The organism is Spirosoma lacussanchae, from assembly GCF_005870035.1.
In the GTDB taxonomy this organism is placed as follows: domain Bacteria; phylum Bacteroidota; class Bacteroidia; order Cytophagales; family Spirosomataceae; genus Spirosoma; species Spirosoma lacussanchae.
Genome location: NZ_SWJG01000005.1, coordinates 302,919 through 329,534, shown reverse-complemented (window position 1 = coordinate 329,534; position 26,616 = coordinate 302,919). Strand labels below are relative to the sequence as shown.

The 26,616-nt window shown below is 55.2% G+C and carries 27 protein-coding genes; 6 read left to right on the top strand and 21 right to left on the bottom strand.

What is annotated here, in order from left to right; genetic code table 11:
- Positions 1–59: 59 nt before the first annotated feature.
- The 8 genes from ileS to FBR45_RS19150 all read right to left on the bottom strand — a co-directional run bounded on the left by ileS (position 60) and on the right by FBR45_RS19150 (position 11,197).
- Positions 60–3,542 carry an isoleucine--tRNA ligase gene (ileS, locus tag FBR45_RS19185; RefSeq protein WP_138505252.1) on the bottom strand — a complete coding sequence of 1,161 codons (3,483 nt, stop codon included), beginning with the start codon at positions 3,540–3,542 and terminating at the stop codon, positions 60–62.
- A 157-nt stretch (positions 3,543–3,699) separates the two neighbouring features.
- Positions 3,700–4,920, bottom strand: coding sequence for an Rpn family recombination-promoting nuclease/putative transposase (locus tag FBR45_RS19180; RefSeq protein ID WP_138505250.1), 1,221 nt, complete (start codon positions 4,918–4,920; stop codon positions 3,700–3,702).
- A gap of 59 nt (positions 4,921–4,979) precedes the next feature.
- On the bottom strand, positions 4,980–5,507 hold the full coding sequence (locus FBR45_RS19175; RefSeq protein ID WP_138505248.1) for a hypothetical protein: 528 nt from the start codon (positions 5,505–5,507) through the stop codon (positions 4,980–4,982).
- Between the two features lie 85 nt (positions 5,508–5,592).
- The gene (locus FBR45_RS19170) at positions 5,593–6,150 is read right to left on the bottom strand and encodes a hypothetical protein (protein ID WP_138505246.1); all 558 of its coding nucleotides are present in this window, start codon (positions 6,148–6,150) and stop codon (positions 5,593–5,595) included.
- Between the two features lie 39 nt (positions 6,151–6,189).
- The gene (locus tag FBR45_RS19165) at positions 6,190–7,578 is read right to left on the bottom strand and encodes an alkaline phosphatase family protein (protein ID WP_138505244.1); all 1,389 of its coding nucleotides are present in this window, start codon (positions 7,576–7,578) and stop codon (positions 6,190–6,192) included.
- A 43-nt stretch (positions 7,579–7,621) separates the two neighbouring features.
- Complete coding sequence (eboE, locus tag FBR45_RS19160) at positions 7,622–8,851, bottom strand: metabolite traffic protein EboE (RefSeq protein WP_138505242.1); 1,230 nt, start codon at positions 8,849–8,851, stop codon at positions 7,622–7,624.
- An 81-nt stretch (positions 8,852–8,932) separates the two neighbouring features.
- Positions 8,933–10,096: a 3-dehydroquinate synthase gene (locus tag FBR45_RS19155; RefSeq protein ID WP_138505240.1), complete on the bottom strand. Its 1,164-nt coding sequence runs from the start codon at positions 10,094–10,096 to the stop codon at positions 8,933–8,935.
- A 114-nt stretch (positions 10,097–10,210) separates the two neighbouring features.
- A complete protein-coding gene (locus tag FBR45_RS19150) occupies positions 10,211–11,197 on the bottom strand; it encodes a glycosyltransferase family 2 protein (protein WP_138505237.1) in 987 nt (328 codons plus the stop codon).
- A 389-nt stretch (positions 11,198–11,586) separates the two neighbouring features.
- Here FBR45_RS19150 and FBR45_RS19145 point away from each other — a divergent pair, with 389 nt between their 5' ends.
- Both FBR45_RS19145 and FBR45_RS19140 read left to right on the top strand, forming a co-directional pair.
- Positions 11,587–12,333 carry an SDR family NAD(P)-dependent oxidoreductase gene (locus tag FBR45_RS19145; protein WP_138505235.1) on the top strand — a complete coding sequence of 249 codons (747 nt, stop codon included), beginning with the start codon at positions 11,587–11,589 and terminating at the stop codon, positions 12,331–12,333.
- 16 nt (positions 12,334–12,349) lie between these two features.
- A complete protein-coding gene (locus FBR45_RS19140; RefSeq protein WP_138505233.1) occupies positions 12,350–13,045 on the top strand; it encodes a hypothetical protein in 696 nt (231 codons plus the stop codon).
- A 25-nt stretch (positions 13,046–13,070) separates the two neighbouring features.
- Here FBR45_RS19140 and FBR45_RS19135 read toward each other — a convergent pair whose 3' ends face one another.
- The 8 genes from FBR45_RS19135 to FBR45_RS19100 all read right to left on the bottom strand — a co-directional run bounded on the left by FBR45_RS19135 (position 13,071) and on the right by FBR45_RS19100 (position 20,036).
- Positions 13,071–14,642: a sensor histidine kinase gene (locus FBR45_RS19135; RefSeq protein WP_138505231.1), complete on the bottom strand. Its 1,572-nt coding sequence runs from the start codon at positions 14,640–14,642 to the stop codon at positions 13,071–13,073.
- 2 nt (positions 14,643–14,644) lie between these two features.
- Positions 14,645–15,445 carry an alpha/beta fold hydrolase gene (locus FBR45_RS19130; RefSeq protein WP_138505229.1) on the bottom strand — a complete coding sequence of 267 codons (801 nt, stop codon included), beginning with the start codon at positions 15,443–15,445 and terminating at the stop codon, positions 14,645–14,647.
- Between the two features lie 226 nt (positions 15,446–15,671).
- The gene (locus tag FBR45_RS19125; RefSeq protein ID WP_138505372.1) at positions 15,672–16,334 is read right to left on the bottom strand and encodes an alpha/beta hydrolase; all 663 of its coding nucleotides are present in this window, start codon (positions 16,332–16,334) and stop codon (positions 15,672–15,674) included.
- A gap of 62 nt (positions 16,335–16,396) precedes the next feature.
- A complete protein-coding gene (locus FBR45_RS19120; RefSeq protein ID WP_138505227.1) occupies positions 16,397–16,927 on the bottom strand; it encodes a DUF4442 domain-containing protein in 531 nt (176 codons plus the stop codon).
- 14 nt (positions 16,928–16,941) lie between these two features.
- Positions 16,942–17,397: a DinB family protein gene (locus tag FBR45_RS19115; protein WP_138505225.1), complete on the bottom strand. Its 456-nt coding sequence runs from the start codon at positions 17,395–17,397 to the stop codon at positions 16,942–16,944.
- A gap of 35 nt (positions 17,398–17,432) precedes the next feature.
- Positions 17,433–17,849 (bottom strand): MarR family winged helix-turn-helix transcriptional regulator, encoded by a 417-nt coding sequence (locus tag FBR45_RS19110; protein WP_246082307.1) that lies wholly within the window; start codon positions 17,847–17,849, stop codon positions 17,433–17,435.
- A gap of 78 nt (positions 17,850–17,927) precedes the next feature.
- The gene (locus tag FBR45_RS19105) at positions 17,928–18,923 is read right to left on the bottom strand and encodes a bile acid:sodium symporter family protein (protein ID WP_138505222.1); all 996 of its coding nucleotides are present in this window, start codon (positions 18,921–18,923) and stop codon (positions 17,928–17,930) included.
- A 165-nt stretch (positions 18,924–19,088) separates the two neighbouring features.
- Complete coding sequence (locus tag FBR45_RS19100) at positions 19,089–20,036, bottom strand: Ppx/GppA phosphatase family protein (RefSeq protein ID WP_138505220.1); 948 nt, start codon at positions 20,034–20,036, stop codon at positions 19,089–19,091.
- A 57-nt stretch (positions 20,037–20,093) separates the two neighbouring features.
- Here FBR45_RS19100 and rpsU point away from each other — a divergent pair, with 57 nt between their 5' ends.
- The 3 genes from rpsU to FBR45_RS19085 all read left to right on the top strand — a co-directional run bounded on the left by rpsU (position 20,094) and on the right by FBR45_RS19085 (position 22,111).
- The gene (rpsU, locus tag FBR45_RS19095; RefSeq protein WP_077921676.1) at positions 20,094–20,291 is read left to right on the top strand and encodes a 30S ribosomal protein S21; all 198 of its coding nucleotides are present in this window, start codon (positions 20,094–20,096) and stop codon (positions 20,289–20,291) included.
- 184 nt (positions 20,292–20,475) lie between these two features.
- The gene (locus tag FBR45_RS19090; protein ID WP_138505218.1) at positions 20,476–21,375 is read left to right on the top strand and encodes a tyrosine-type recombinase/integrase; all 900 of its coding nucleotides are present in this window, start codon (positions 20,476–20,478) and stop codon (positions 21,373–21,375) included.
- 61 nt (positions 21,376–21,436) lie between these two features.
- Entirely contained in the window at positions 21,437–22,111 is a 675-nt protein-coding gene (locus tag FBR45_RS19085; RefSeq protein ID WP_138505215.1) for an EboA domain-containing protein, read from the top strand.
- 21 nt (positions 22,112–22,132) lie between these two features.
- On the opposite strand, the gene FBR45_RS19080 is transcribed toward FBR45_RS19085, so the two are convergent.
- Positions 22,133–22,804, bottom strand: coding sequence for a hypothetical protein (locus tag FBR45_RS19080; protein ID WP_138505213.1), 672 nt, complete (start codon positions 22,802–22,804; stop codon positions 22,133–22,135).
- Between the two features lie 118 nt (positions 22,805–22,922).
- The gene (locus FBR45_RS19075; protein ID WP_138505211.1) at positions 22,923–23,591 is read right to left on the bottom strand and encodes a DUF4136 domain-containing protein; all 669 of its coding nucleotides are present in this window, start codon (positions 23,589–23,591) and stop codon (positions 22,923–22,925) included.
- Positions 23,592–23,741: 150 nt separating this feature from the next.
- Here FBR45_RS19075 and FBR45_RS19070 point away from each other — a divergent pair, with 150 nt between their 5' ends.
- Positions 23,742–24,674, top strand: coding sequence for a TatD family hydrolase (locus FBR45_RS19070; protein WP_138505208.1), 933 nt, complete (start codon positions 23,742–23,744; stop codon positions 24,672–24,674).
- On the opposite strand, the gene FBR45_RS26430 is transcribed toward FBR45_RS19070, so the two are convergent.
- The 3 genes from FBR45_RS26430 to FBR45_RS19060 form a co-directional block, all read right to left on the bottom strand.
- Positions 24,664–24,804, bottom strand: coding sequence for a hypothetical protein (locus FBR45_RS26430; protein WP_171044920.1), 141 nt, complete (start codon positions 24,802–24,804; stop codon positions 24,664–24,666). The two genes, FBR45_RS19070 and FBR45_RS26430, sit on opposite strands and share 11 nt — an antisense overlap.
- Positions 24,805–24,998: 194 nt before the next feature.
- Positions 24,999–25,907, bottom strand: a complete 909-nt coding sequence (locus FBR45_RS19065; protein ID WP_077921682.1) for a 1,4-dihydroxy-2-naphthoate polyprenyltransferase — start codon at positions 25,905–25,907, stop codon at positions 24,999–25,001.
- A gap of 72 nt (positions 25,908–25,979) precedes the next feature.
- A complete protein-coding gene (locus tag FBR45_RS19060) occupies positions 25,980–26,600 on the bottom strand; it encodes a glutathione peroxidase (RefSeq protein ID WP_138505206.1) in 621 nt (206 codons plus the stop codon).
- Positions 26,601–26,616 lie beyond the last annotated feature (16 nt).

Here is a 26,616-nt window from a genome sequence, read left to right as displayed (position 1 = left end):
CAAGGGCATGTGGTCAACGAAGCGGTCTTTGTGATGAAACCTGTATTTTACGTGGTCTTCTAGCGGGCCACGTCTACCTTCACGCGTAGCACAAACTCGTCCATTTCGATCTCGGCCGCCGACCCGTTCAGGTCGCTGACCAGCTGGAGCGAAACGGCCTGAACCTCCTGCTGAATGTACGACCGGTTGGCCTCTACGGCTTCGGCCAGCACCGCATCGTTCCGCTCGAGTTCGATACTGATCTTGTCGGTCACCTCAAAACCGCGGTCTTTACGCAGGTTCTGGATGCGATTAACCACATCGCGGGCAATACCTTCCCGACGCAGCTCGTCGGTTACGGTCACGTCGAGCGCAACGGTTAAGCCGCCTTCGCTTGCTACGAGCCAGCCCGGAATATCTTCGGTTACGATCTCAACGTCGGCCAGTGCAATCGTACCTACCGACGACTGCCAGCTCCCGGCAGCTTCCAGCTCTTTCAGCTGCTCTTCGGTCATGGCTGTGATAGCGGCAGCTACGTCTTTCATCTGCTTTCCGAACTTGGGACCGAGGGCTTTGAAATTCGGTTTGACGCGCTTTTTCAAGATTCCGCTGGCATCGTCGACGAACTCGACGGCTTTCACGTTGACCTCCGACATAATGAGCGGACTAACGTGCTCAACCTGCCGACGCGTATCGGCGTTCAGGACCGGTATCAGGATCCGGCTCAGCGGCTGGCGTACTTTCAGCTTATGCCCTTTCCGCAGCGAGTGAACCAATGACGATACCTGCTGGGCCAGCTCCATTGAGCGCTCCAGGTCAGTATCGATCCAGGCCTCATCGACCCGGCTCCAGTCGGTCAGATGCACCGAATCAGGCCCGAGGAGCGGGTTGCTGGCTCCTGACTCTGCCCGCTGGGCATCGGTCAGGCTCCGGTACAACCAGTCGGCAAAAAACGGCGCAATGGGCGACATCAGTTGCGCTACCGTAGTCAGACACTGGTGCAGAGTCTCATAGGCCGCCCGTTTGTCGACCGAAACAGACCCTGTATTAGAGGCTCCGGCCCAGAACCGCCGACGCGACAGGCGTACGTACCAGTTCGAGAGCTGGTCGCTCACAAAGTCCTGGATCAACCGCCCGGCTTTGGTGGGGTTATAGGCTTCATATTGCTCCGTAACCTCACGAATCAGCGTGTTCAGCTTCGACAGAATCCAGCGATCGAGTTCGGGCAGTTGCTCGCGCGGCACCCGGTCGGCCACGGTATAGCCGTCCAGATTAGCGTAGAGGGCGAAGAAATTATAGGTGTTGAACAGCGTACCGAAGAACCGGCGCTGCACCTCACCAATGCCTTCGATATTGAACTTCAGGTTATCCCAGGGCTCGGCGTTGGTGATCATGTACCAACGGGTGGCATCAGGACCGTACTGAGCCAGGGTAGCAAACGGATCGACGGCATTACCCAGTCGCTTCGACATCTTGTTGCCGTTCTTATCCAGCACCAGGCCCGTTGAAACCACGTTTTTGAACGCAACCGAATCGAACAACATCACCCCAATGGCGTGAAGGGTAAAGAACCAGCCCCGCGTCTGATCAACGCCTTCCGAGATAAAGTCGGCCGGAAACGCTTTTTCGAAAACGTCTTTGTTCTCGAACGGATAATGCCACTGCGCATAGGGCATGGCCCCACTGTCGAACCAGACGTCGATCAGGTCCGTTTCGCGCTGCATCAGCTGCCCCGTTTCCGATACGAAATAGATCTCATCGACATACGGGCGGTGCAGGTCAAACGACGCCCCGTTGGGATTCAGCTTACTAGCCTCTACGGCGGCCACAAAGGCTTCGTTTTTTACCAGCTGCTCCTCGTTTAGGTTGCCCGTTTCGATCGCCTTTTTAGCGCGTTCGAGCAGCTCGGCCACCGACCCGATGCATACCTCTTCGCCGGTTTCGCTGCGCCAGATCGGCAGTGGCGTTCCCCAGTAGCGGCTGCGGCTGAGGTTCCAGTCGACCAGGTTTTCGAGCCAGTTGCCGAAACGGCCGGTACCGGTGCTTTCGGGTTGCCAGTTGATGGTTTTATTCAGTTCAACCAGCCGGTCTTTCACCGCCGTTGTCCGGATAAACCAGCTGTCGAGCGGGTAATAGAGTATGGGCTTATCAGTTCGCCAGCAGTGCGGATAGGGGTGTTCGTATTTCTCCACCCGGAACGCCCTGTTCTCTTCTTTCAGCTTGATGGCAATGAGTACGTCGGTCGGTTTAAAGTCCGGGTCGGCCCGCTCTTCATCGCTGTAATATTCTTCTTTCACATACCGGCCCGCAAAGTCGGTGATCTCGGCGACAAACCGGCCCTGACGGTCTACGATCGGCACCTCCTTGCCGGTCTCGTCGTTGACCATGATAGCCGGAATACCCGCCTGCTGCGCCACCCGGAAGTCGTCGGCACCAAACGTTGGCGAGGTATGCACGACCCCGGTTCCGTCTTCAGTTGTCACAAAATCGCCCAGAATCACCCGGAATGCAGCCGATCCGGCGGGTTGTACGTACGGCATCAGCTGCTCGTATTCGATTCCTTCCAGGTGTTCGCCCTTGAAGCCGGGGATGTCGACTACGGCCCAGGGTATTACCTTGTCGTTTGGCAGATAAGCGTCGAACGCCGGACTGTCGACCGTATCCTGCCGTCCCTTTTCGGTAAACCACCGGCCTACCAGCGCTTTGGCCAGCACGGCGTGCATCGGCTGGAACGTATACGGATTAAACGTTTTGATCAAGACATAATCGATGTCCTTCCCAACGGTCAGCGCCGAGTTAGCGGGCAGGGTCCAGGGCGTAGTGGTCCAGGCCAGAATGAAGATATCATTCTGTACGCCGTTAGAAGCCTCATAAGCCGCGTCGAACAAATAGAACGACTTGCCATTATGTTTTACTTTGAACTGCGCCACGATGGTGGTATCCCGAACGTCTTTATACGTACCGGGCATGTTCAGTTCGTGCGAGCTCAAGCCTGTACCCGCTTTGGGTGAGTAAGGTTGTATGGTGTAGCCTTTGTAGAGCAGGTTCTTGTCGTACAGCTGCCGCAACAATGACCAGACCGACTCGATGTATTCGTTTTTGTAGGTCACATACGGATTATCGAGGTCGACCCAATAGCCCATTTTCTGGGTCAGGTCGTTCCACTGGTCCGTAAACCGCATAACCGTTTCTCGGCACCGGCGGTTGTATTCCTCCACGCTGATGCTCTTGCCGATATCGTCTTTGGTAATACCGAGTTCTTTCTCAACCTGTAGCTCGATGGGCAGGCCGTGGGTATCCCACCCCCCTTTCCGTTCGACCTGAAAGCCCTGCAGCGTTTTGTACCGGCAAAAAATGTCCTTGATGGTTCGGGCCATAACGTGATGAATACCAGGCGCTCCGTTCGCCGAGGGCGGTCCTTCGTAGAACGTAAAGGTAGGGTTTCCGTCGCGGGTGGTTACCGACCGATCGAATACCTGATTTTGATTCCAGTAAGTCAGAACCTCGGCCGCAATCTGGGCGTAGTCGAGGGATTCGTATTGAGGATATGTCAAGCCGGGCATATGAGAAAGCCGCCGGAGCGGTCCGAAAAAAATAAGTGCAAAGATACGGAAAACGTCTGCTCTGGACGTCAGTTCGTTACCGTACCCTCTATTTTAGAGCAACAAAAAAGCGAATCCCGTAGGTTCGCTTTTCTCTATGTCCTGCGTAGCGTTACCGTCAGGCGGCTCCCGTGCGGTTAATTTCAGCGACAATCGCTTCTACGTCGGTCAGTGGCAATTCCGCTGCCGATGCAATCGTTGCTACGTCCAGATTCAGTTTCAGCATCGCGCCAATGAATTTAACCGAAGCCTCCCGTTCTTTCTGGTGTACAAGTTCTTCAGCAGCCTTCATAGCACGCTCTTCTTTCTGGCGCACGAGTTCTTCAGCATCTCTCATAGCACGCTCTTCTTTCTGGCGCACGAGTTCTTCAGCAGCCTTCATAGCACGCTCTTTACCTTCTCGTATTAGTTCTTCAGCGACGGTCATGGCGCGCTTTTCGCCTTCGCGGATTAGTTCTTCAGCGACGATCATGGCGCGCTTTTCGCCTTCGCGGATTAGTTCTTCAGCGACGGTCATGGCTCGTTTCTCGCCTTCGCGGATTAGTTCTTCGGCGACGGTCATGGCTCGTTTCTCGCCTTCGCGGATTAGTTCTTCGGCGACGGTCATGGTCGTTGTATCGGTTTGTGATGAGATACGGCTAAAAATAGTGAATAGTTCAACCCGGGTCAAGGCCGATGTATAGGTCAGATACAGGAAGCCGGTGCCAACAAACCGCTGACCAGCCGGCGTTTCGACCAACCGCCTGACCACATCGGCAAACGTATCGAGCAGGCGGGCTAGTTCACGCTTACGACGACTGTTCTGCAGGAGTATAGCCGTTAGCCGGGCATAGTCGGACCTCAGCAGGGGCAACCGCTCATCCGACAGGGTCGACAAGTCCACAAGCAGGTAGTCAAAGTCAGGCAGGTAAACGCGCAGCGACTCATCGACCGGAGCAAAATAATCCGCTACCCGGCGCTGTTTCCAGCGCCGTTTGCCGTGGTAAACAATAACGGGCAGTACGGGCGTAAGTGGCTGCTTCTGTTTAAGCTGACTCTCCCATACGTTGAGCAGATACCGGTTAATCTGAAAATGCGGATGCTCTTCAGTATAGCTTTTGTGTTCGAGCAGCAATACGAGCCGGATCGACTGCTCGCCGTATTGGGCCGAAAAGACCAGATCGGCAAAGTGCTCGGCCAGTTGATCGTCCGTAAACGAGTCAGCCTCCCGAACCAGCGTTGCGTAATCAATACGCTCGCAAACGGCTTCTGGAGCGAACAGGTGCAGAAAGTCGATCAGCACCTCAGGCTGCGAAAACGCTTCCTTAAAGAATTTGTCGTGTGGATTGTCGGGCGACATAACAGGCTACGGCTGAAAGCGACTCGACAATATATCTACATTTTCTTTGATTTAATAAACTACTGATCCTTTTCTTCCTTCTTCTTCAGCGTCTGAACCACGCGGCCGTTCTCGACGAGTTTGGTCCGCAACACGGTCTGTTTAGGAATCGCGATCAGCAGCATAGGCTGCGACATAAACGCCTGGGGGTTATTGATCATAGAGCTGTCGACTTGCCGGATATAGCGAACGGTCAGCGTCGAATCCTGCACGAATACCCGGCTCACACTCAGGCGCGGAGGCTTGTTGGTAGCGGTAATGGTAACACCAACCACCATTTCTTTACTGAAATTAGGCTGGTCAGGGCGTTTGGTCGATGTAGGAGCGGCTTTGAATACCTGCTCGAATGTTTCGGCCTGCTCGAACACAAATAAGGTAGGTTTCCCTTTGTTAACGGTGGCCTCCGTACTTAGCGAATAGCCGTTGAGCAGCCGATATTTGAGGTTAACCTGAGCCAGTGCAAACAGGCTTAGCAACGAAAAGAGGAAGATAATGAGTAAAGAACGGGAAATGCGAAAACGTTTGCCTGATAACGAGAGAAAGGACATAATTACACTAAGTCTACTAAGCAACAATATAATCCTAACGCCTGCTCACCAACTTCGTTGTACGGGCTGTTCGAAAAATATATACTTAGTTCGACCTGGTGGACGTAGACTGTGAGTTGTTTTCGACGTTGATGTCAGCCACGTTGAAGCACGAATTATTGCTATCACTCTGGCACTCAAACAAGTCAAACTGGTTCACATCCGGATCGATCCGTTCAAAATACAGCACGAACGGCACGCGCTCGTCGTTTCGGATTTCGCGGGTTTCGGGCGAGAGCGGGATTCCGGTTGTCTTGACGAGCTTATACGTCCGCTTGCCGTCGCGGGTGGCCAGCACGGCCTTGGGGTTAAACGAAATACTGCTCGCTCCGAAGAAATTGCTGTTCCGATCGTTCCGGTCTTTGGCAAAGGTCATATACACAACGGTGTAGCTGGCCGTTAGCCGAACGTCAGTAACGCGGATGTCGGGGTCCTGCGAATGGCCCATTCCGCCCTGCGGGTCAGGATAGAGTCGTTGCTGCCCTCCGTACGTAGGCTGGCCAGGCTGGTAATATTCAGCCCCGTCGGCCGGAGCGTTCACGGCGGGCGGGCGGTTGCTGGTACAGGCCGCAGCCAGGAGGAGAAGGGCGACGCAAGCTCTCATACAATTAAATTACGTCATTTTGCTCTAACAACCAAGAATTCAGTCTGTCTGTTTCGCCAGAACGTCGGCCGTCAGCGTTCGCCAGATCTGGTTGCACACCTCCGGAGCTGTCAGCCGCTCCGATACCGGATGGCTCCCGACAAATACCGGATGGAGGTGCGGATCGGCCTCCAGCCGCCCGTGCGATCCTTTTATGAGCGTGGCATCGAGCGAAATTACGTTCATCAGGTAGCGGAACCCGAGCTTTTTCCGGGCCAGCTTATACCCCGCTTTCAGCTTGATGAGCGGATTTGTCTGGTCCATAAACAACTCTACGGGGTCGTAGCCGGGTTTCTGGTGAATGGCTACCAGGCGGGCAAAATCGGGCGCGCGCGCATCGTCGAGCCAGTAGTAATACGTAAACCAGCTCTCGGCGTCGGCCATAACTACAAAATCGCCCGAGCGCTCGTGGTCAATATGGTAGGCTTTCTGCTGCTCCCGGTCGAGCACGAGTTCGATACCCGGCGTTTTTTCGAGAATTGACCGGACCTTGTCGTACACCGACGGGTCGTTCACGTATACGTGCGCAATCTGGTGATCGGCCGTGGCGAAAGCAGGCGATGCTCCCCCATCGAACAGCTCCAGCCCCCGCTCTTCGCGGTACCGGATCATACCGGCTTCGCGAAGAATCCGGTTGATATGAATCGGTTTATGCACATTCGTAATGCCATATTCCGACAGCACAATGACCTCGGCCCCCTGCTTTTCGTAGAACTGGATCATATCCCGGCATACGTCATCGATCTCGCGCAGATCAGGGGCAATTTTGGCCATGTCCTGACCGAACTTCTGCAGGCAGTAGTCCAGATGCGGCAGGTAAACGAGCGTCAGGGTTGGGTTATGCCACTGGTCGACCAACATCGTTGCGTCGGCAATCCAGCGGGTACTTTTAATGGTTGTCGACGGCCCCCAGAACTGAAACAGCGGAAAGGTACCCAGTTCGCGCTGGAGCCGATCGCGCAGGTCGCCGGGCTGGGTGTAACAGTCCGGAAACTTGAGGCCATCTGACGGATACTGCGGCCGGGGCGTGGCCGAAAAGTCGGCGGTCGAGTACATGTTATACCACCAGAACATTTTCGAGACCGTAAAGCCGGGGTCGAGTTTACGGGCGCGCTCCCAGATCTTCTCACCCGCCACGAGTTTGTTCGACTGTTTCCAGTATTTCACCTCCGCGTCGGTGCGGTCGTACCAGCCGTTACCAACGATGCCGTGCTCGGATGGCCACTGGCCGGTAACAAACGTAGACTGCACCGAAGTCGTTACGGCCGGCAGCATGGGGTCGATGGTAGCGCGTTGTTTACCGGCTATCCACTGTTTCAGAAAAGGCATGTGTTCGCCAATCAGCGAATACGATAGCCCTACTACGTCGAGTACTACGGTCTTTTTCATAAGCAACAGGATGAACGAGTGAAGGGGTGCCTACCGGGTGGCGTCACTCGTTCGTTACATCTTTTACCCACTTTACTTCCCGCTCAATCGAGTCCACGAGATCGGCTTTCAGCTCGCCGGGCAGCACGTCCCAGGTGTAGGTTTCTACCTCCAGCTGATTGGTAAAGGCCCGTTCGGTCTGTAGCCGTAATACCTCCCGAATATCGTCCTGCGTGGATTGCAGCAGTCCATAGTCCGAAACGAAGATAGGCACGTGAAAATGAGACCGCCATTCGGTATGCGTATCGTCCAAAGCCGCCAGTGCTTCGGGCAAATCCGGGAACCGAGCCAGCTCGCCCGAGCTAGTCCGGGCTACGACCTGATGCAGGTAGGTTGGCTCATTGAAGGGCTCAAAGGCTTTCCGTACGGCTTCGCGACCGGCCAGATCAGTTGGAAACTCAGCTTTCAAAGCCGCGCTGATCTGGATTTTACCGACCCGCAGGCCATACTGTTTTAGTTTGTCGAGCACCTCGGCCGGGCGTTCGTACCCGACGGCAAAGTGGCATACGTCATAACACAGCCGAACGTGCTCGCAGATAGCTGCTTCGGCGGCTTCGTCGGTCAGTCCGAACTGCTCACTCAGCTGCTCGATTCCCATTGGCAGCAGATAATCTGTAAACCAGGCAATGAACTCATCGGCGGTTTCGATCACACCATCCGGTTCGGGTTCCAGATCGAGGTGCATCAGCCGGTCGGTCTGCTGCCGGAGTTTGATCAGCTCAGCCACGACTTCGAGCACATTCTGCGTAGTCTGCGAAAATATATAGTCGCGGGCGGCTGGCTGCTCCCACTCGAACCAGTGCCGATACGACAGCGGAGAGGTCGACACCCCACCCGGTATGCCGTTGGCCAGCTCGTCGACGGGGAGCAGTACCGATAGAATCCGGAACAGTCGCTTGGTATACTCGACCCGGGCTTCGGTAGTCCAGTCCGGCGCGTGCACCTGATCCTTCACCCTGGTATGGTGAAAGCCCCCGAACGGGAACCCGTTCATGGTGAAGATGTAGCAGTCGTTTTCGGCCAGCCACCGCTGAAACGCCACCAGGTTTTCGGGTTGTTCAAGCTCTTCACTGGCTTCGTTCGACAAGCGGAGGCCAATACCGAAAGGAGCACCGGGCGACAGTCGTTGTTTCAGCTCTGGCAGGGCCTGCCGCAGTGCGGCAAAATGATCAGCCCACGACTCGCCGGGGTGAATATTGGTGCAGTAACCGAGATGTCCGAGGGGTGTTTTCATACGTACTAACAAATCAAATACCTCATTGATGCCCACAGCACGAACCGTTCCAGCTGCTGGCCCGATCATGAGTAAACTGGGTTAGACCGTAGTCGATAATTCGCTTTCGCGCAGGGAGGCAATGGCTTGCCGAACCCCATCCGTTTGTATTTCGTGAACCTCAACGCCCTGCCCCAGCGCCTGCAGCAGCATGATCGTAAGCTGCCCGCCCAGATGCTCCCGAAACTCCGACAGCCCTTTCAGGATACCCGCGCTATGGTCGGCGTCGAGCATGGGGTGATACAGGGAAAAACCGAGCGTCCGAAGGGTCGTCAGCACCCGGTTGGTATCAGTTTCCGAAAGCCAGCCCAGCTGGTTGGAATAGAGAGTGTCGATGGCTATACCAATCGCTACGGCCTCGCCATGACGGAGGGTAAAGTCGGTGAGTTGTTCCAGTTTATGGGCACTCCAGTGGCCAAAGTCGAGCGGTCGCGACGATCCTTGCTCAAACGGGTCGCCCCCGGCAATGTGCTGAAGGTGCATATCGGCGCAGCGATGGATCAGGTACTGCATAGCCGACAGATCACGGGCCGCCAGCAGGGCCGCATTCGCTTCGATCCAGTCGAAGAAGAGCCGGTCTTTGATCAGCGCTACTTTCAGCGCTTCGGAGATACCCGCCCGCCAGTCGCGATCGTCGAGCGTGGCCAGGAAATCGCTGTCGTTGAACACCGCTACCGGCGGGGCAAACGTACCCAGAAAGTTCTTCTTGCCCCGATAGTTCACCCCGTTTTTAACGCCTACCCCCGAGTCGTTCTGCGAGAGTACCGTTGTAGGAATCCGGATATGACGAATACCCCGGTGCGAGATGGCCGTAGCATATCCCACCAGATCGAGTACTGAACCCCCGCCAATGGCCACGATGTACGAATGCCGGTCGATACCGTAGCGGTCAACAGCGTCAACGATCCGTTCAACCAACGCCGGGTCGTTCTTGGCTGCTTCGCCACCGGGTATGACCAGCAGGTCGGGCACCAGCGTAACCGGCATCCCTGGCCGATCAACATACTGCCGAATGACCGACAGCAGATGGGGATGCGTGTCAACTACGCCCGAATCGAGCACGAAGAGCAGTTTTTTGGGCGTTTCCGACACTGTCGGCTGGCTGAAATAGTCGGCAAAAAGAGGATTGGCTGTATCAAAAAGTCGTTCGGTAAAGAATACGGTATACGAGAACCGAACCGCGAACGATTGGTGTAAATGATCCATGAACGGACAAAAGCGGAGTAAAATAGAGCCGCTTTCATCTCTCAAAAATACAATCAAATCGGGAATGATTCCCTGAATTCAGCATTCGTGCAAAAAAACAGCATATATTGGTTATTACCAGTACAGAACCCGGTATTTGATAGCGCCGTACAGACGCCAGTAGACGGCCAGAAAAGGCGTTGCCAGCGAGGTAAGGATGGTTTGCTGAACCAGCGGGCGGCTGGGCTGGTCGGGCCAGCGACGCCGGATCAGGTTGACCGACAGTACGCCCCAGACGCCGAAACCAACTACCGCTACTAACGAGCTACTGATCAGCGCGCCCAGCACCCCCATCAATACCCCCAGCACCGATGCATAGTACTCCAGCACGAGTGCCCGGTCGGTTTCGATTCGTTGCCGGAAAAGCTCGGGGTGGCGCTTGTACAACAGAGCATCATACCGGCTTTTTTGTTCGTTGGTCAGCGGAGTGTACCAGGGCGTCTCCCGCATAGGATGCACCACGACGGCTTCGGGGCATTTACTGATCGGGATACCGGCCTGGATAAACTTAAACTGAAGGTCACTGTCTTCGCGCCACGATAAATCAAACGCTTCTTCAAAACCACCCACCCGCTCCAGCGCTGATTTTCGACAAAAGCAGTTGGCCGAGATCAACTCACTCGAGTCCAGGTACAGGCTCCTGGGGCTGTAGGGTGCTGTTCCGTCGGGCAATGTCAGGTGCATCTGCCCCGTAATAACCTGCGCCCCCCGCTCGAAGCTGGGCAGTACCGAGGCCAGCCAGTTAGCCTGGGGCAGACAATCTTCGTCGGTAAACGCTACCACCCGCCCCCGGGCCGCACGCCAGCCCCGGTTGCGGGCGGCTGCCGGCCCCCGCTCTTCGGGCTGAGCCAGATAGCGCACCTCCAGCGGACCACCCGCCCGTGCAATCTGCCGCGTGAACAGCGCTACGGCAGCCGCGGTTTCGGACGAGTTGGCATCGTCTACGACAATCAGCTCGAACTGATCGCGCGGGAGCCGTTGCCTACCCAACGCATCGAGGCATTTGAGTAATAGAGCCGGCTGCTGATAGGTCGGTATGACTACCGAAAAATGCGGGATCATGAGTAAAACGGTGTGTATCAAACGGGCAGGCTGGCTTCCTCTCCAAAACGGCCGGAGCCGACTACCCGTGTGATTGTGAATGGCTGTCTATCAGGGACCTATAACGTCGGCTATTATCCTGTCAGTTTATAGAACTGGTCTATACTGAGCAAACGGCACGAAATACTACCCGGTAGTGCAATAGGTAAATCTATCAATTAAAACTTATTGACAACTACCCAATAACGGTAACATGCAAAATCCAGGCCGAAACCGTTTCCTCCTATACGTTTACCGAATAAAAACTGTTTTCACCGGCTTGTAACCTCGCTCATCTTCCGGAATCGACAACAAACGTGCTGCAGTTTTCCCGTAGCTTTGCAGCATCGACATGCGTTAACTGCTTTTTTATGATCGCTCTTATTACCGGCGCCACGTCAGGCATTGGATACGCCACCGCCCTGGCCTTTGCTGACCTCGATTTCCAGCTCATTCTGTGCGGCCGTCGTCAGGATCGGCTCGACGCGCTGAAAGACCAGCTCAGCGAACAAACCCGCGTAACGACACTGGCTTTCGACGTACGCGACCGGAACGACGTAGAAGCCGCTATTCAATCGCTGCCGGCCGAGTGGCAGGCTATCGATATCCTGGTCAACAACGCCGGGAATGCCCACGGTCTGTCGCCCATTCAGGACGGCGACCCGGCCGACTGGGACCAGATGATCGACGCCAACGTACAGGGATTACTCTATGTATCGAAAGCCGTTATTCCGGGCATGGTAGCGCGCCAGCGGGGCCATATTGTAAACCTGAGCTCTGTAGCCGGCAAACAAACCTATGCCAACGGTGCCGTTTACTGCGCCAGTAAAGCCGCCGTAGAAGCCCTCAGCACCGGCATGCGTCTGGACCTCACCCAGCATGGCATCAAGGTGACCAACATAGCGCCGGGAGCGGTCGAGACGGAGTTCTCGATGGTCCGTTTCAAAGGCGATGCCGAACGGGCAGCCAAAGTATACGAAGGCTTTACGCCCCTGACGGCCGACGATATTGCCGACACCATCGTATATGCGGTAACGGCCCCTGCCCATGTTACCATTGCCGATCTGACCATTCTGGCCGGCGCCCAGGCAGCCGCTACCACTATTGTCCGGAAATAGCCAACCTGATTTGTTGATGAACATAACTACCTGCTGGCCGGGTTGCGTATGGCTGGTCGGCCTGTGTCTTATCGGTTTGGTAACGGGTTGCCGGGTGAGTGCGCCGATTGAAACGCTCGATGCCGGCTATTACTCGGTGCGCCGGTCGCCGGAGGCTGGTATGCTCCATAAACGCGTTTATCTAACCGACAGCCAGGATAGTCTGCAGCTGATTCTGCCCCATACGGACGGGCGCCGGCACCTCACCGGAAAAGCCTCGGCAGGCTGGACCTTTGCGCAGACGGAAGTAGACATAGACGTATTCACGCTGCCGTTCAAGATCAGACCGGCCAAAGGCGCGTTACCGCCCCAGCTTAATTCGAACTTCAACGCGGCCGTGTATCTGGGCCGGCGGCTCGATTTTCATCGGTACGGCTACCGGTCTGTCACGCCTACCTTCGGCACGCGCACGCTGAAAAGCCAGGGGTTTGGCTATGGTCTGTTCATGGGCATCGGTTCGGCCACGATCAACGATCTCGTTACCAGCAACCAGATTCCCTATGAGTACGAAGGGGTCGTGATCAACGCGGGGGTGGCCACGATCTTCGACGCGCACATTTTCAACGTCGGGCTGGCCGTTGGCGTCGACAGCCTGATGGACAGTAACCGCCGGTCGTGGCTGTATCAGCACCAGCCCTGGTTCGGGGTTCTGTTTGGACTTAACCTGAACTAGGCATAGGATCGGCTCACCGAGGCTCTTACGCCCGATTGTTGCTGACTTCTTCTTCGTCGCCGATGCGTACATACTCAGCCGGAAATACCAGTCTGAACACCGTACCCACGTTGAGCGTGCTGTCAACTTCTACCGAGGCCCCCATCTTCTCGGTCAGCGATTTCACGATGGATAACCCCAGCCCCGACGAGCCTTCATTGTTGGTAGGCTGAGCCGACAGACGCTGAAAGCGCCGGAACAGTTTGACCCGATCGTCGGGCGAGATGCCGGGGCCTTCGTCGCGGATGGCAATGGTCAGTTCAGGGCCGCGCCATTCGGTCTCTACATAGACCTGCCGACCAAACGGCGAGAACTTGAGCGCATTACTGATCAGGTTGTCCAGTACCCGCACCAGCGACTCCGGGTCAGTATGCAGCAGCACCGGCTGGTCGGTGCGCTGGCGGTGAATGGTAATCTCTTTCTGGTAAGCCTGAGCCACAAATCCGTCAACCACTACATCGACCAGGTCGTCCAGCTCGACGTCGTACATGGTCAGCGGCTGGTTCGAGCTAATCAGCTTGTTGAAATAAACGATACTGTCGATCAAATCGAGCCCCCGCTTGATGGTTTTCTGGCCGTATTCGATGTTGTCCGTTTGCTCATCGTTCAGCGGGCCATGCATCGGCAGAAAATTAAAAATAAAGCTGAGCGTAGCCAGGGGCGATTTCAGATCGTGGGCAATAACGCTGATCAGGTTTTCGATTTCGCGGTTGGCCTCCGTCAGTTGCTGCGTTTTGGTGTACAGTTCCGACACATCGTTAAAGAGCCAGATACGACCTTTGAAATACGGCGAGTGAATGGGGCGCGTCAACACCGACAGCACCTGTTCCGGAAACGTCCATATCCATTCTTTACTCATGAAGTTTGGGTTGCTCAGCAGCTGAGCGGCCGTTTCCTGGATCGCTTCTTTGTTCAGGGTCCGGTTACGCAGGGCCAGCATACCCGCCGACAAAGCAGCCGCCGGGGGGCGCAATTCATCGGGCTCCAGATTGAGCAGTTCGATGGCCGCCTGGTTTACCCAGCCCACATCGTCCAGTTCGTTGATGAGTACAATAGCCTGTGGCACCACCGAAAACAGAAATCGATACTGTTGCTCCAGTGCTATGCGTTGCAGCGAGAGGTAGTTGATCAGCACTTTGTCGCCGAAGCGAAACAGGGCGTTCTCAATATCGAACGTGGTGTGCTCTACGGGTTCTTTCCAGCCAATGAGTATCCAGCCTTTGAAAGTATAGTGTTCCAGCCGGAAGCCCGATACTTGTTTACACGTGCCGAAGAGGCTTTTCAGGGCCCGACGGGCCACAAAGGGCTGTTGATGAAAAAAAGGGCTTTCGCCCGTCATTTCGTTTAGCTGAACGGGATTGAAAGCAGGCATTGGCTCAGCCGACGCGGTTGAGAACAGCACCGTGGCGGTCCACTCGTCGCGCTCCTGAACAACGTAACAATAGTCAGCATCCAGATGAGCCACCACTTCGGCAGCATAGGCCTCCAGTCGTTTAGGACCAATCACATCGGTGGCAATTCGTTGAAAGTTTCGTTCGAGTATACGACAATCCAGCATGATTATGAGAGCAGAAATGGCCGTATGGCCTGCACGACTTTATCGGCATGACTAATGTGAGGCAGATGGCCTTCTGCGTCAATGAATGTCAACCAGGCGTTGGGCATATGGTTCTCCATATAATGCCCGACTGCATGGGGTACGGCCAGGTCGTGCGTACCCTGAATGAGCAGCGTTGGATGCTGAAGCTGCGCAATATCGGCCCGGTGATCAGACTGAAAAATGACCCGCGCAATGGCCAGCGCCACATCCGGACGCATGGCCGAAATGGTTTGAATAAATCCGTTAGCCAGGTGAGGCCGATCGGCATTGGCCATGATCCGGGGCGCAAACCCACCGGCCCAGGCATGAAAGTCACGCTGCATCTGCGCAAACAGTTCGTCGAGGGTTTGCTGGTCGAATCCACCCTGATAGTCGCTGTCATTGACGTAGCGGGGCGACGCATTGACCAGAATCAGTTTAGAAAACCAGGATGGCTCCTGAATGGCCGCCAGCGCGCCGGTCATGCCGCCTACCGAATGGCCAATCAGGATTACCTGACGAAGAGCCAGTTCTTCCAGCACATCCAGTATGTCATCCGCGTACGCTTGCAGGTGCTTGTATTTCCGGGTATTGAAGAAGGGAGTGGTCTTCTCATTGGCCCCTACATAGTCAAATAATACAATTTTGTACTTATCTGCAAAGGCTTCTGCAACGTCCTGCCAGGCAGTTTGGTCGGTGCCAAATCCATGCGCAAACACTAGAGTTTCCGCAGCATCAGGTTTACCCAGCACCTGAACATTGTTGCGTTTTACAACCGACATAGGTAGAGTTTATCGATACTTCACAGGTTAATAAAAAGCAAATTAAGCCAATTATAATGTCAAAACAGACACCAAATAGCGGATATATGAAATAATGCTATATGATTTATGAGAAGTATATACGAAAGGAGTAACAATTCAGATGCAACTATCCATACTTTCTCCGAATAATTCCATTTCTTTCGGATTCATTCCAGTGAACTGCTCAGGCAGCTCGCCCCCGCAGTTAGTATGCTGGCCCGCTTAGGAGTACTTCTTTCAGCACAGCCGGCTCGACTCTGTGACCGCCTTCGTATGCGGTTATACGAAGCCCCGGAGCGTGACGTTGTATCTGATCGATGTAGGCCTGCGGGTCGGGCATGTCGCGGATGTACTCGTCCTGCCGTCCGTATACGTAATGGGCATCGACGGTAGTCAGCCGGGCCGGATCGATCATATCCGCGAATCCGTTGGGAAAGAATCCAGCCCATAACACCAGCCGGTCGACCCGAATGTGTTCATTCGCCAGCCAGCGGCAGGCCGTAGCAGCCCCCTGCGAGAATCCCAGCAGGGTTATCTGAAGCGTCTCGGGCGAGCATCCAGCCAGGATGTGGTCGTAGAGCCCGTTCAGATACCCAAGGAAATCCTGTATTTCGACATCGCGGTCTTCGCGGGTCAGCCACGACGCGCCGACCCGATCGTAGGCGCCGTTCAGGTACAGCCGCGACAGCCCCTCGGGCACAACGATGCAGGTTTCCTGGTCGGCAAAGTCGGTAAACTTGCGGCTGAAATACCGGGCCAACTGCCCGAACCCGTGGAGGCAAAACCAGACATGCCGGGTCTCGCCGGTCAGTTGGCCAAGCGTATAGTAGCGGGCCGTTCGTTGTACCGTGAAGTGATGCTCAGTCATGTTCTGCAAGGCCACCTGGCCGGGTAGATCGTTGGTTGGTATCGAGTCAGCGTATTAGCCCCTTATCGCTGAAACCGGGAGCGCTGCCGATCTCCCTTCTGTTGTTCGTAATGGGTTTTATCAGCGATGTAACACAGCCGCTCCAGCTCCGCATGAACGGTACCGGCTTCATCGACCCACTGCAACCTGAACGTTCGCTCAGTTTGGCCGTGAGTCGCCACGTCGCTACGGATCGAGTCGATCAGTTCGTCGGTCAGTTCATACCGCATGTAGAGCGTCGTGCGGCCCGGCTTCCGAAACCGGATACTGGCCGACTTATCCCAGACTACGAACCCGTGCCCCAGTACGCGCAGCAGCATCAGCATATAGAACGGGTCCGATGCAGCAAACATACTGCCTCCAAAAATAGTACCGACGTAGTTGTAGGTCCATATATTCCGGCGCAGGCGCAGATGCACCTCCCGCGAATCAGCCGACCAGAACAGGATTTTACCCCCCGTACCGACGTACATCGGATACCAGTTCATCAGCGTCCGGAACCGCCAGGAGCGGAACGACTCGGTCCGGTTCGTTTGCAGAAAAGCAGGTTTCATACCGTCGGTCGTGATTAACTTACCAAGGGTTGGCCTTTTTTAACGGCCTGCGCAATCTGACCGGCATGGTACGAATTATGGTGCATCAGGAAGGCCAGTGCGCCCATGCGAGGAGTATCGCCAAACGGAGTCGGAATGACTTCGGCCCATTTTTCGTCGGGTGTTTCCAGAATATAGGCCGCAATCATCGCGTAGGCGTCCGCAACGGCCTGTTGAACAGCGGCCAGGTCGAGCGGGCTACCATCGTCCGAAACGCCCCCCGTAGCCCGCATTTCGAGGGTAGTCTGGTGACCGAAGAGCATAGCCGCGAAGCGATGCATCGACTCGGCTGTATGCAGCGCAATAAAACCCGCCGAAGCCGTTTGGGGGTTTAGCCGATGGCGGTAGGTTTCGGGGGTCAGTTTCTGAATGGGCCCGGCCGCCGAAGCTTGGTTGATGCGCCAGAGATTAGCCAGTAGTTTAGCAGTCATAGTCAGCATAGACACCGTAAGGGTACGGTGCTGGTTTATGGGGTTGGGATCAGTTTTTCAGAAAGAAGGGTCAGGCCGTTAACGACGTCGGCCCCGAGTTCGTCGTGGACCTGGGCGTTCAGCACTTTCCACCGCTTATGACATCGTTTAGCCAGTATGGTGCCGGCTTCGGTCAGAAAGAGGCCTTTGCGCCGGTTGTCGGTCAGCCAGCCGTTTTTCTGGAGCAGCTGCACATCGCGACTCATGGCCGACTTTTCGATCTGCAACTGGCGGGCAAGGACGCTCTGTCGAATACCGGGCTGGGCAAAAATGCGCATGAGCAACCCCGCCTGGGCAAACGTAACGCCCTCGGCCGTAAACGCTTCGTTATAGCGCCCCGTGATTAAGCGCGCCAGCATCCGCAGCCGCCCCGCAATACAGTACGTACCTGCCTCCATACCGTAAACATGCATACTAAAAGTTGTATATGCAACTTTTGGATAAAAAAATGACCGGACCTCCTACAGCCCGGTCAAAACGGGCTTACCCGCTTATGCTTTCTGGGCAGATACTGGCTGGGATACCCGATCGGCTACCGATTTGGGCGGGCGTTGGCTCCAGAACGTAGCCAGCAGCGAACCCGTTGTATTCATGATCGGACCAAACAGGGCCGGAGCCAGGCCGACCGTTGCCACTTTACCCATTTGCAGAGCCAGTCCGGATGCCAGACCACCATTTTGCAGACCTACTTCAATGGCTACCGTCCGGCAACTTTGTTCCGGCATCCGCAGAAGCCGCGCCATTGAGTACCCCAGTACGAAGCCGCTCAGATTATGAAGCAGTACACACAGGCCCAGTGTCCAGCCTACGGTCAGCAGACTTTCGCGCCCCGCTGCGGTAATAATTCCGACAATAAGCACGATACCTGCCATTGAGATGAGCGGCATCACCCGATTAAGCAGTACAGCCGATTTTCGAAGTACGCGATTCAGAACCAGACCTACCACAACGGGCGCGATAACAATTTTCAGAATATCAATCATCATATCCCAGAAGCTTACCGCAATAAACTGCCCGGCCAGTAGCTTCATCAGAGTCGGAGTCATCAGGGGCGCCAGTAGGGTTGCCAGTGAAGTTATGGTAATAGACAAGGCCACGTTCGCTTTGGCAATGAAGCACATCACGTTACTAGCTAAACCGCTGGGTGAGCAACCAATGAGGATAACCCCAGCGGCTATCTCGGGAGGAAACCCAAACGAACTTGCCAGAAAGTACCCCATAAACGGCATAATAGTAAACTGGCATAGTAGCCCAATCAGCACCGCGCGGGGCTGTTTGGCCACTTCTCCAAAATCGGCCAGCGACATGGTTGTACCCATGCCCAGCATAATGATCTGTAGCAAGGGGATTATAAGTGTTTTTAGCTGAAAACCACCAATTTCACGGAATGGGGCCGGAAATAGCATAGCCAGTACCACTACAGCAATGATCAGCGCGGTGTAAACCAGATTTCGGTAAGAGGAACGGGCCCCAGTTTCAGAGTTCATGATAAGTGGCTAGTGAATATGGGAAAATCGGGACGCAGATAATGTACAAATAAGAATGAGTTATGTACAATAGACATTCAGATTGCTTAGTAAAGCACCTTTTCCCTAACTCATACCCGTTTGTGGCTGAGCGACTTCCCCCCATCGTTACGCATGGCTACGAACTCAGCGTTGATCCTCGATCACTCCCAGGGCCATCACGCCTTCTTTCAGCGAATAGGTCGATGTCCGAATCTGGCTGATCCCGCAGGCTTTCAGTACGTAGTCGATCAGGCAGACAGCTACAACGATCATGTCTACACGCAGCTCGATCATGCCGGGCAGGGCCATCCGTTCGGCATGATTACGGCTGATGAGCAGTTCGTAGGACCGGTAAAACTCGGCTAGGGGTAGGTCGAAAGCGGTGTAATTGGGCGGAGGCAGGTAGCCCCGCTCCTGCTTGTACCACATATCGACCAGCGTATCGAACGAACCTGACGACCCCACCAGCACGGCTGGCTGATACTGATGAACGGCATTGGCCAGCGGCAGCAGCTTTTCCTGAAAGAAATCGTTGAGCCGGCGAATACTACCCGCGCTGATAGGTTCGGAGCCGTCGCCGGGCATAAACCGTTCGCGCAGTCGCTGGCCACCAATTTCGAAGCTCTGTTTCCAGAAAATACGCTGCTGATTACCCAGGATGAACTCAACGCTCCCCCCGCCAATATCGATCACCAGCGCTATCCGGTCATCGAGGGCGCCGGCCGCCCGAACGCCATGGTAGATGTAATCAGCCTCCTGCTCGCCCGAAATAACCCGGATCTGGATGCCGGTTTCCTGGCGGATTCGCGCTATAAATTCGGCCTGATTCCGGGCCACCCGGATGGCGCTGGTGCCGATGGCCACGACCTGCTCCGGCGCCACGCCATACTGATCGAGCACCTCCCGGAAGTAGCTCAGCACATCCAGCGCCCGACCAATAGCTTCGTCGGTAATAATTCCCTGATTGATACCAGCCATGCCAATTTTGGCCGGGCGGCTCTCGCGAAAAAGAGTCTGGTGGTCCGTATCGCTTTTGTCGGCAATAAAGAGATGAAACGTATTGGTGCCTAAGTCGATAATCGCTTGCTTCATACCAGCAAAACTACTACCTTTGCCGTCCGGTTTTAGCTAAAACACAACATTTAGAACATGCTTATCATTAACGTTAAAGACAACGAGTCGATCGACAAGGCCCTGAAGCGCTTCAAAAAGAAGTTCGAAAAGACGGGCGTGTTGCGGCAGTTGCGGGCGCGGACGGCTTTCCAGAAACCGTCGGTAAAACGTCGCACCGAGATCATCAAAGCCACGTACAAAGAGCGGATGTACGGCAACCACACCGAGCAATAGGCCATAGGCCGCCGGTGGTGCGCAGTAGACCGCTATCTGTTGAATGCGCAGTCAGCAGAGAAGGTCACTGACCCGAGAACAGGAGCAGCAAGCAGGGATGTTTGCTGCTTTTTTGTTGGCCCGTTCGTTAGCCTGCCTCGGCAAAATGCTGTAGCTTTGACGGTATACGCATCGTCTGACAACAATGAGCCTCGGTTCCGACGACTTCCTCCAGCATATTCGTTACGAAAAACGGCTGAGTCATCATACGCTCACCGCCTACGCCAAAGACCTGGAGCAGTTCAGCTCCTTTCTCGCTACAGAATGTAACGTTAGCCAGCCCGACCGGGCCGATTTCCGGCAGATCCGGTCCTGGATCGTCAGTCTGGTCGAAAGCGGCCTCGACAAATCGTCAGTGAACCGTAAGATTGCGACCCTGCGTAACTTCTACGGGTTTCTGCTGCGCCGGAAGCTGATCGAGACCGACCCCATGGCCAAAATTCAGGCGCTCAAAACCAGCCGAAAACTGCCGGTCTATGTGGAAGAAAAACCCATGGAAACGCTGCTCACGGACGTTGATTTTCCGGATACCTTCGATGGCGTTCGCGACAAGCTGGTTCTTGAACTGCTCTACGGCACCGGCATTCGCCTGAGCGAGCTGATCGGCCTCAAAACAAACGACGTCGATCTGTACAAACAAACCATTATGGTGCTGGGAAAACGTAACAAGCACCGCATCATTCCGCTTACCCAACCCCTGCTGGACCTGATCCGGCAATACAGCCAGCTGAAAGAAGCCGAGTTTGGCGGTAAAGCCGACGGATCGGTGCTGATCGTGAGCGACAAAGGCGTTGCGGCTTACCCGGTGCTGATCCAGCGGATTGTCAAACGGCACCTGACGCTCGTTACGACTCTGTCGACCCGCAGTCCCCACGTGCTTCGGCATACCTTCGCCACGCACCTCCTCAACCGGGGGGCCGACCTAAACGCGATTAAAGATTTGCTGGGTCACAGTAGTTTAGCCGCTACCCAGATTTATACCCATACCAGCCTCGAACAACTCAAAAAAACCTACGACCAGGCCCACCCGAAGGCTAAAAAATGATGCGGGTGCACACTGGTCACACTAACCCCACCAGCGGATTGCATCTGCGCTGTATTATATTATGAATAGTCTCCAGCTTAGTCAGACGTTATTTTACCTGATTGAACAACAACCCGACTCGGCCGCTGCGGTCAGCTATCTCCGCCAGCAGGTCGATGCGTTTCATACCAACCCCCAGAAGAGCGCGTTCTACCGGGTCTTTACGGCGCTCCCCCGCTTTGTTGGCAAACAGCCTCTTACGGTTCCGGCCGATATGGCGTTTGCGCTCCAGCAGGCCCGACCGGGTTTCAGCGTATCGGGCTGGACGCGTGACCGGCTGGCGCGGGTGTGGTGGCTGCTGCAGCTCCCCACCGATGAGCAGTCGACCTACGTCAGTACCATCACGGAGTTGTTCAAAGCCGGGGAGTTAAACGAACTGGTGGCGCTGTACTCGGCCCTGCCCGTGCTGGCTTACCCCGAAGCGTGGCGGTTTCAGGCTACCGAAGGCATCCGGAACAACATTGCCGATGTGCAGTCGGCCATCATGCTCCACAATCCCTACCCCGCCGATTATCTCGACGAAGCCGCCTGGAATCAGCTCATTCTGAAAGCTTTTTTTACCGATAAAGACGTAACGCAGATCATCGGCCTGGATGAACGAAAAAACGCCCGGCTCGCCCAGACGCTGGCCGACTATGCCGCCGAACGCCGGGCTGCCGGGCGCAGCCTGCCGCCCCATATCGAGCGGCTCATGTAATCAAAAAGATAAGCTGTTCGGCTAATAGAACCGGTATACGATACCCGCCGAGAGCATCACCGACGACGCGTTGCCGGGCAAGCGGTCATAGTTGAAGTTAATGCGCTGGTACTGGGCCTGTAGCTCAGCTCCGAACCCCTGCTCGCGCTGACCATAATACTTCACGCCAACCGCCGGTGCAAAAGCCGTTCGGAAACCGGTTTTCTGATCCGACAGCGACCCGAAGAAATTAACGTAATCAACATAGGCGCCCCCCCCGGCTACCTGCACATATGGACGCAGGGCCGTGGAGTTCTCGGCGAAATAATACGACAGAGATGCCATGGCCGGTATAACGGTCAGCGTGCGGGTCTGGACAGCCGAGACGTCCTGTACGCTGTTGCCATCTGTAAACGACACCAGCTCGCGGGGCCGTCGCAGCTGGCTGTACTGGTAGCCGGTTTTCAAACCGATAGCGAACCGCTGCGGAAACAACCACTCCCCGTCAATGGCGAGGTTGGCCGGCGACACCTGATCGATATAGGTTTTCTGCCCACCCAGCGGCATCGCCACCCCATAGCGAGCCGATATATTGAACGACACGTACCGGTCGAAAGGCGACGCGAATACATCGTTGTTGCGGGGTGACGTCTGCTGCGCCCAAGTCGCCACACTCAGCAGCGACAGGGTTACTATACTTAAGATGCGTTTCATGATAACTCTAATGAAATAAGATTTCGGTCTTCGGAAATTCGGGGGGTTACCATGCGGTTTTGCTGACACAAGAGTGGTCTCACTCATGCGTCAGCAAAGCCACATGCCGTGCATCGGTTTATTGAGTAGCCCGCAGGAATGGCGACTGGTTGAAAATGGTAGTTATCGCCGTATCGACATCGGTCGTTTCGGTGATATCGGCTCCGCGAATGGTAGCGTCGAAGATCACGTTCAGCTGCACCTGATCGGGGCCGTTGGAAACCGGCCGGTTTTTCAGGTCGACGATCTGCACCTGCCAGTACTGCTCACTCACCTGGTACGTATAATAGCTCGGATAATATGGATTTAAACCGTATCCACCCAGCCCGCCATACCCCAGCCAGTAGTTGGAGTAATACGAGTACGGATCTACCCCCACGCCCGTAAAGCGGTTATTGACCCGCACGACAGCTACGCCCAGATCGGCCGACTGGCCCTGCGCAACCCGCTGGTAACCACGGCTCGTCAGCGCGCTGGCTACGTTGGTAACAAATCGATTTTCAACACTGCCCGTCGATGTAGTAAACCGGTCGTTCGATTGAATCACGACCGAATCGGGCAGGCTAAAGGTGCGATACTGGCTGAAATTAACGGAGCGGTCGTAGTTCGTAATGTAGACCTGGCTATCCTGCGGAGTCAGGCCGTTCAGTGCATTATCCCGACAGGCAACAAGCCCACCGCTGAGGGTTAGCAGCAGCACTGCGTAAATTCCCCATGTTTTCCCATTTATCTGTTGGAGCGCTTTCATACTTGTATGTTATCCTACTTATCATCTTAACGAATAGACTAAGCTGAAGTTTACAGAAATGTAGTTAGAATCGGATTAGAAATAGCCCGGCAAGGTGTTTCTATAAGCCGTACTTTTGCGACGATAGATTATAACGAACCCTGTACACGCATGGATTTTCTGGATTCGATACGTGGCATGTCTTTTTTCGACATGCACGTCCATATGATTTCCCGTACTACCGATGATTATCAGGCTATGGCCGACGCGGGTGTAGTGGCGGTTATTGAGCCGGCCTTCTGGATGGGCCAGCCCCGCACCGGTGTCGACTCGTTCCGCGACTATTTTGCGACGCTGGTTGGCTGGGAGCGGTTTCGGGCGTCGCAGTTTGGCATCCGGCATTACTGCACCATCGGCCTCAACTCGAAAGAAGCCAATCAGGAAGCCCTGGCCGAGCAGGTCATGGACATCCTGCCGCTATTCATCTACAAGGAAGGCGTGGTCGGTATTGGCGAAATCGGGTTCGACGATCAGACCCCGGCCGAGGAAAAATACTACCGGGCGCAGCTGGAACTAGCCCGCGAAGCTGCCCTGCCGGTACAGATCCACACGCCCCACCGCGATAAGAAACAGGGCACCAGCCGCAGCATGGACATCGCCATCGAACACGGCCTTGCACCCGGCATGGTCATTGTTGATCATAATAATGAAGAAACCGTTCGGGAAGTGCTGGACCGGGGTTTCTGGGCTGGCTTCACCATTTACCCGTTCACGAAGATGGGCAATGAGCGCATGGTCGAGATTGTAAAGCAGTACGGTCCCGAACGCATCATGATCAACTCAGCCGCCGACTGGGGTATCAGCGATCCGCTCGCCGTCCCCAAAACCGCGGCTCTGATGAGGCAGCACGGCATATCGGACGAGGCCATCCGGCTCGTTACGTTCGAAAATGCGGTAACGGCTTTTGCCCAGAGCGGACAGCTCAGCCTCGACGACCTGGCGCAGCCCCTCACCATCGACCAGAGCCAGCGTTTTAATGGTAGCTCGGTCCTGCGCGGTGGACAGGCCCCGCGTGTCGACAAAGAATCGACCATTATCCGATAAACGCCAATACCGGATTGATTATACAGGAATCGCGTTGGGTTCGGACCACCGCCGATTCGAACAGAACCGGCGGTGCGGCATGTCCATAGCCGACAAACGACATATCGACCCAGCGCCGTAGGCGCGACATGTCCACAGCAGGTTATTGTGTAGAAAAGCGCCGTAGATGCGGTATGTAGATCGATCTACATACCGCATCTACGGCGCTTCTGGTTAATGTGCCGTCGGGCGGCTATTGACATCCCGCACCGCTGGTGCTTCGGATTGCGCTACCGGATATTGGGTATCTCGCCCCTGAGGGTTTTGGGATGAGCTGTCCTTTTCTTAGATCACCTGCCCGATACCGAACAGAATCACAAACAGCAGGGTAGTAAGCGCTAGCTGACCCAGTCGGGGGTTTAGCTCGGCAGCGCGTTTGTGCGTGGCTACCGCTCGTCCGTTTAGTATGAACAAAGGAAACGAGAGCAGGTACAGATACGCCGTTGGGGGCGCATCGACCAGAAACGAATAGGCTACCGCGCAGGCCATGCCGGCCAGCAGCAGCCCCCAGTGGTATCGAATAGCCAGCGGTAACCCCAACCGGGCCGGAATCGACTTTTTACCGGTCATGGTATCGGTTTCGATATCGCGGATATTGTTGATATTCAGCACTCCCGTTGCAAACAGGCCAACGGCCGTAGCGGGCAACAGCAACAGGGGTCGAAACTCCAGCGTATGCAGATAGTACGTGCCCAGTACGCCTACCCAACCAAAAAAAAGCAATACGGCAATATCGCCGAAGCCGGCATAGCCATACGGCCGCTTCCCATTGGTATACCCTACCGCAGCCGCAATACAAAGGAGCCCCAGCGCCAGCAGCGTGTAGAAAGCGCGCGACCCCGCCCCAAACAGAGCCACCACCAGCAGCCACACGCCCGACACCAGCGACAGCACCGCCGTAACGATAATACCCCGCAGCATGGCTTCTTTCGAGATATCGCCGGTAGCCACGGCCCGGCGCGGTCCTACGCGTAGCTCGGTGTCTTTGCCCGATACCGCGTCGCCGTAATCGTTGGCGAAGTTGGACAGGATTTGCAGGAAAATGGTGGTCAGAACGGCCAGTCCGGCAATCTTCCAGCTGAAATGACCCGCGGCCAGCGGATCGTTGGAAGCCGCCAGAAAACTGCCCAGAATAATACTGGCCAGCGCCAGCGGCAAGGTGCGCGGACGGGCCGCAGCAATCCAGGACTTCATGAAAAGGAGGAATTATGACTGATAACCGATTGGCTCAGTTGACGAATGACCCCAATCGGTTATCAGTCATCGTTAGAGATTAACCGCTTTGCGGAATTCGGCGTCGTCGGGTTTTACGCCCGAAGCGAAGAAGTGAGTCAGCTCCCCTTTTTCGTTGACGACATATTTGCAGAAATTCCAGGTCGGCGCTTTGTCATTCCAGCCGTTCAGCGATTTGGTCGACAGCCATTTGTACAGCGGAGCCTGATCGTTACCCACGACAGATACCTTCTCGAACATCGGGAATGAAACCCCGTAGTTTTTCTGGCAGAACGTGGCGATCTCTTCGTTGTTGCCCGACTCCTGGTTGGCGAAATTATTGGCCGGGAAGCCCAGCACCACAAACTTATCCTTGTGAGCTTTGTAGAATTTTTCCCAGTCGGCATACTGGGGTGTATAGCCACATTTGGAGGCTACGTTCAGAATAATTACTTTTTTTCCCCGGTACGCGTTCAGCGCAACGGGCTTGCCATCGATGCTGTTGACGGTAAAATCGTACAGCGATTTGGTCGGAGCACTGGCATTGGCGGGCGCGGCAGCGGCTTCTTTCTTGTCGCTGAAAAGCCCCTTTACGAGCGTTGTTAAGGACATAAAACTGGTAAGCGCTACCACGAGGGTAATGCCAATTAGGGTGAAAACAATGGGTTTCTTCATGATTGTCTGCCGGGAT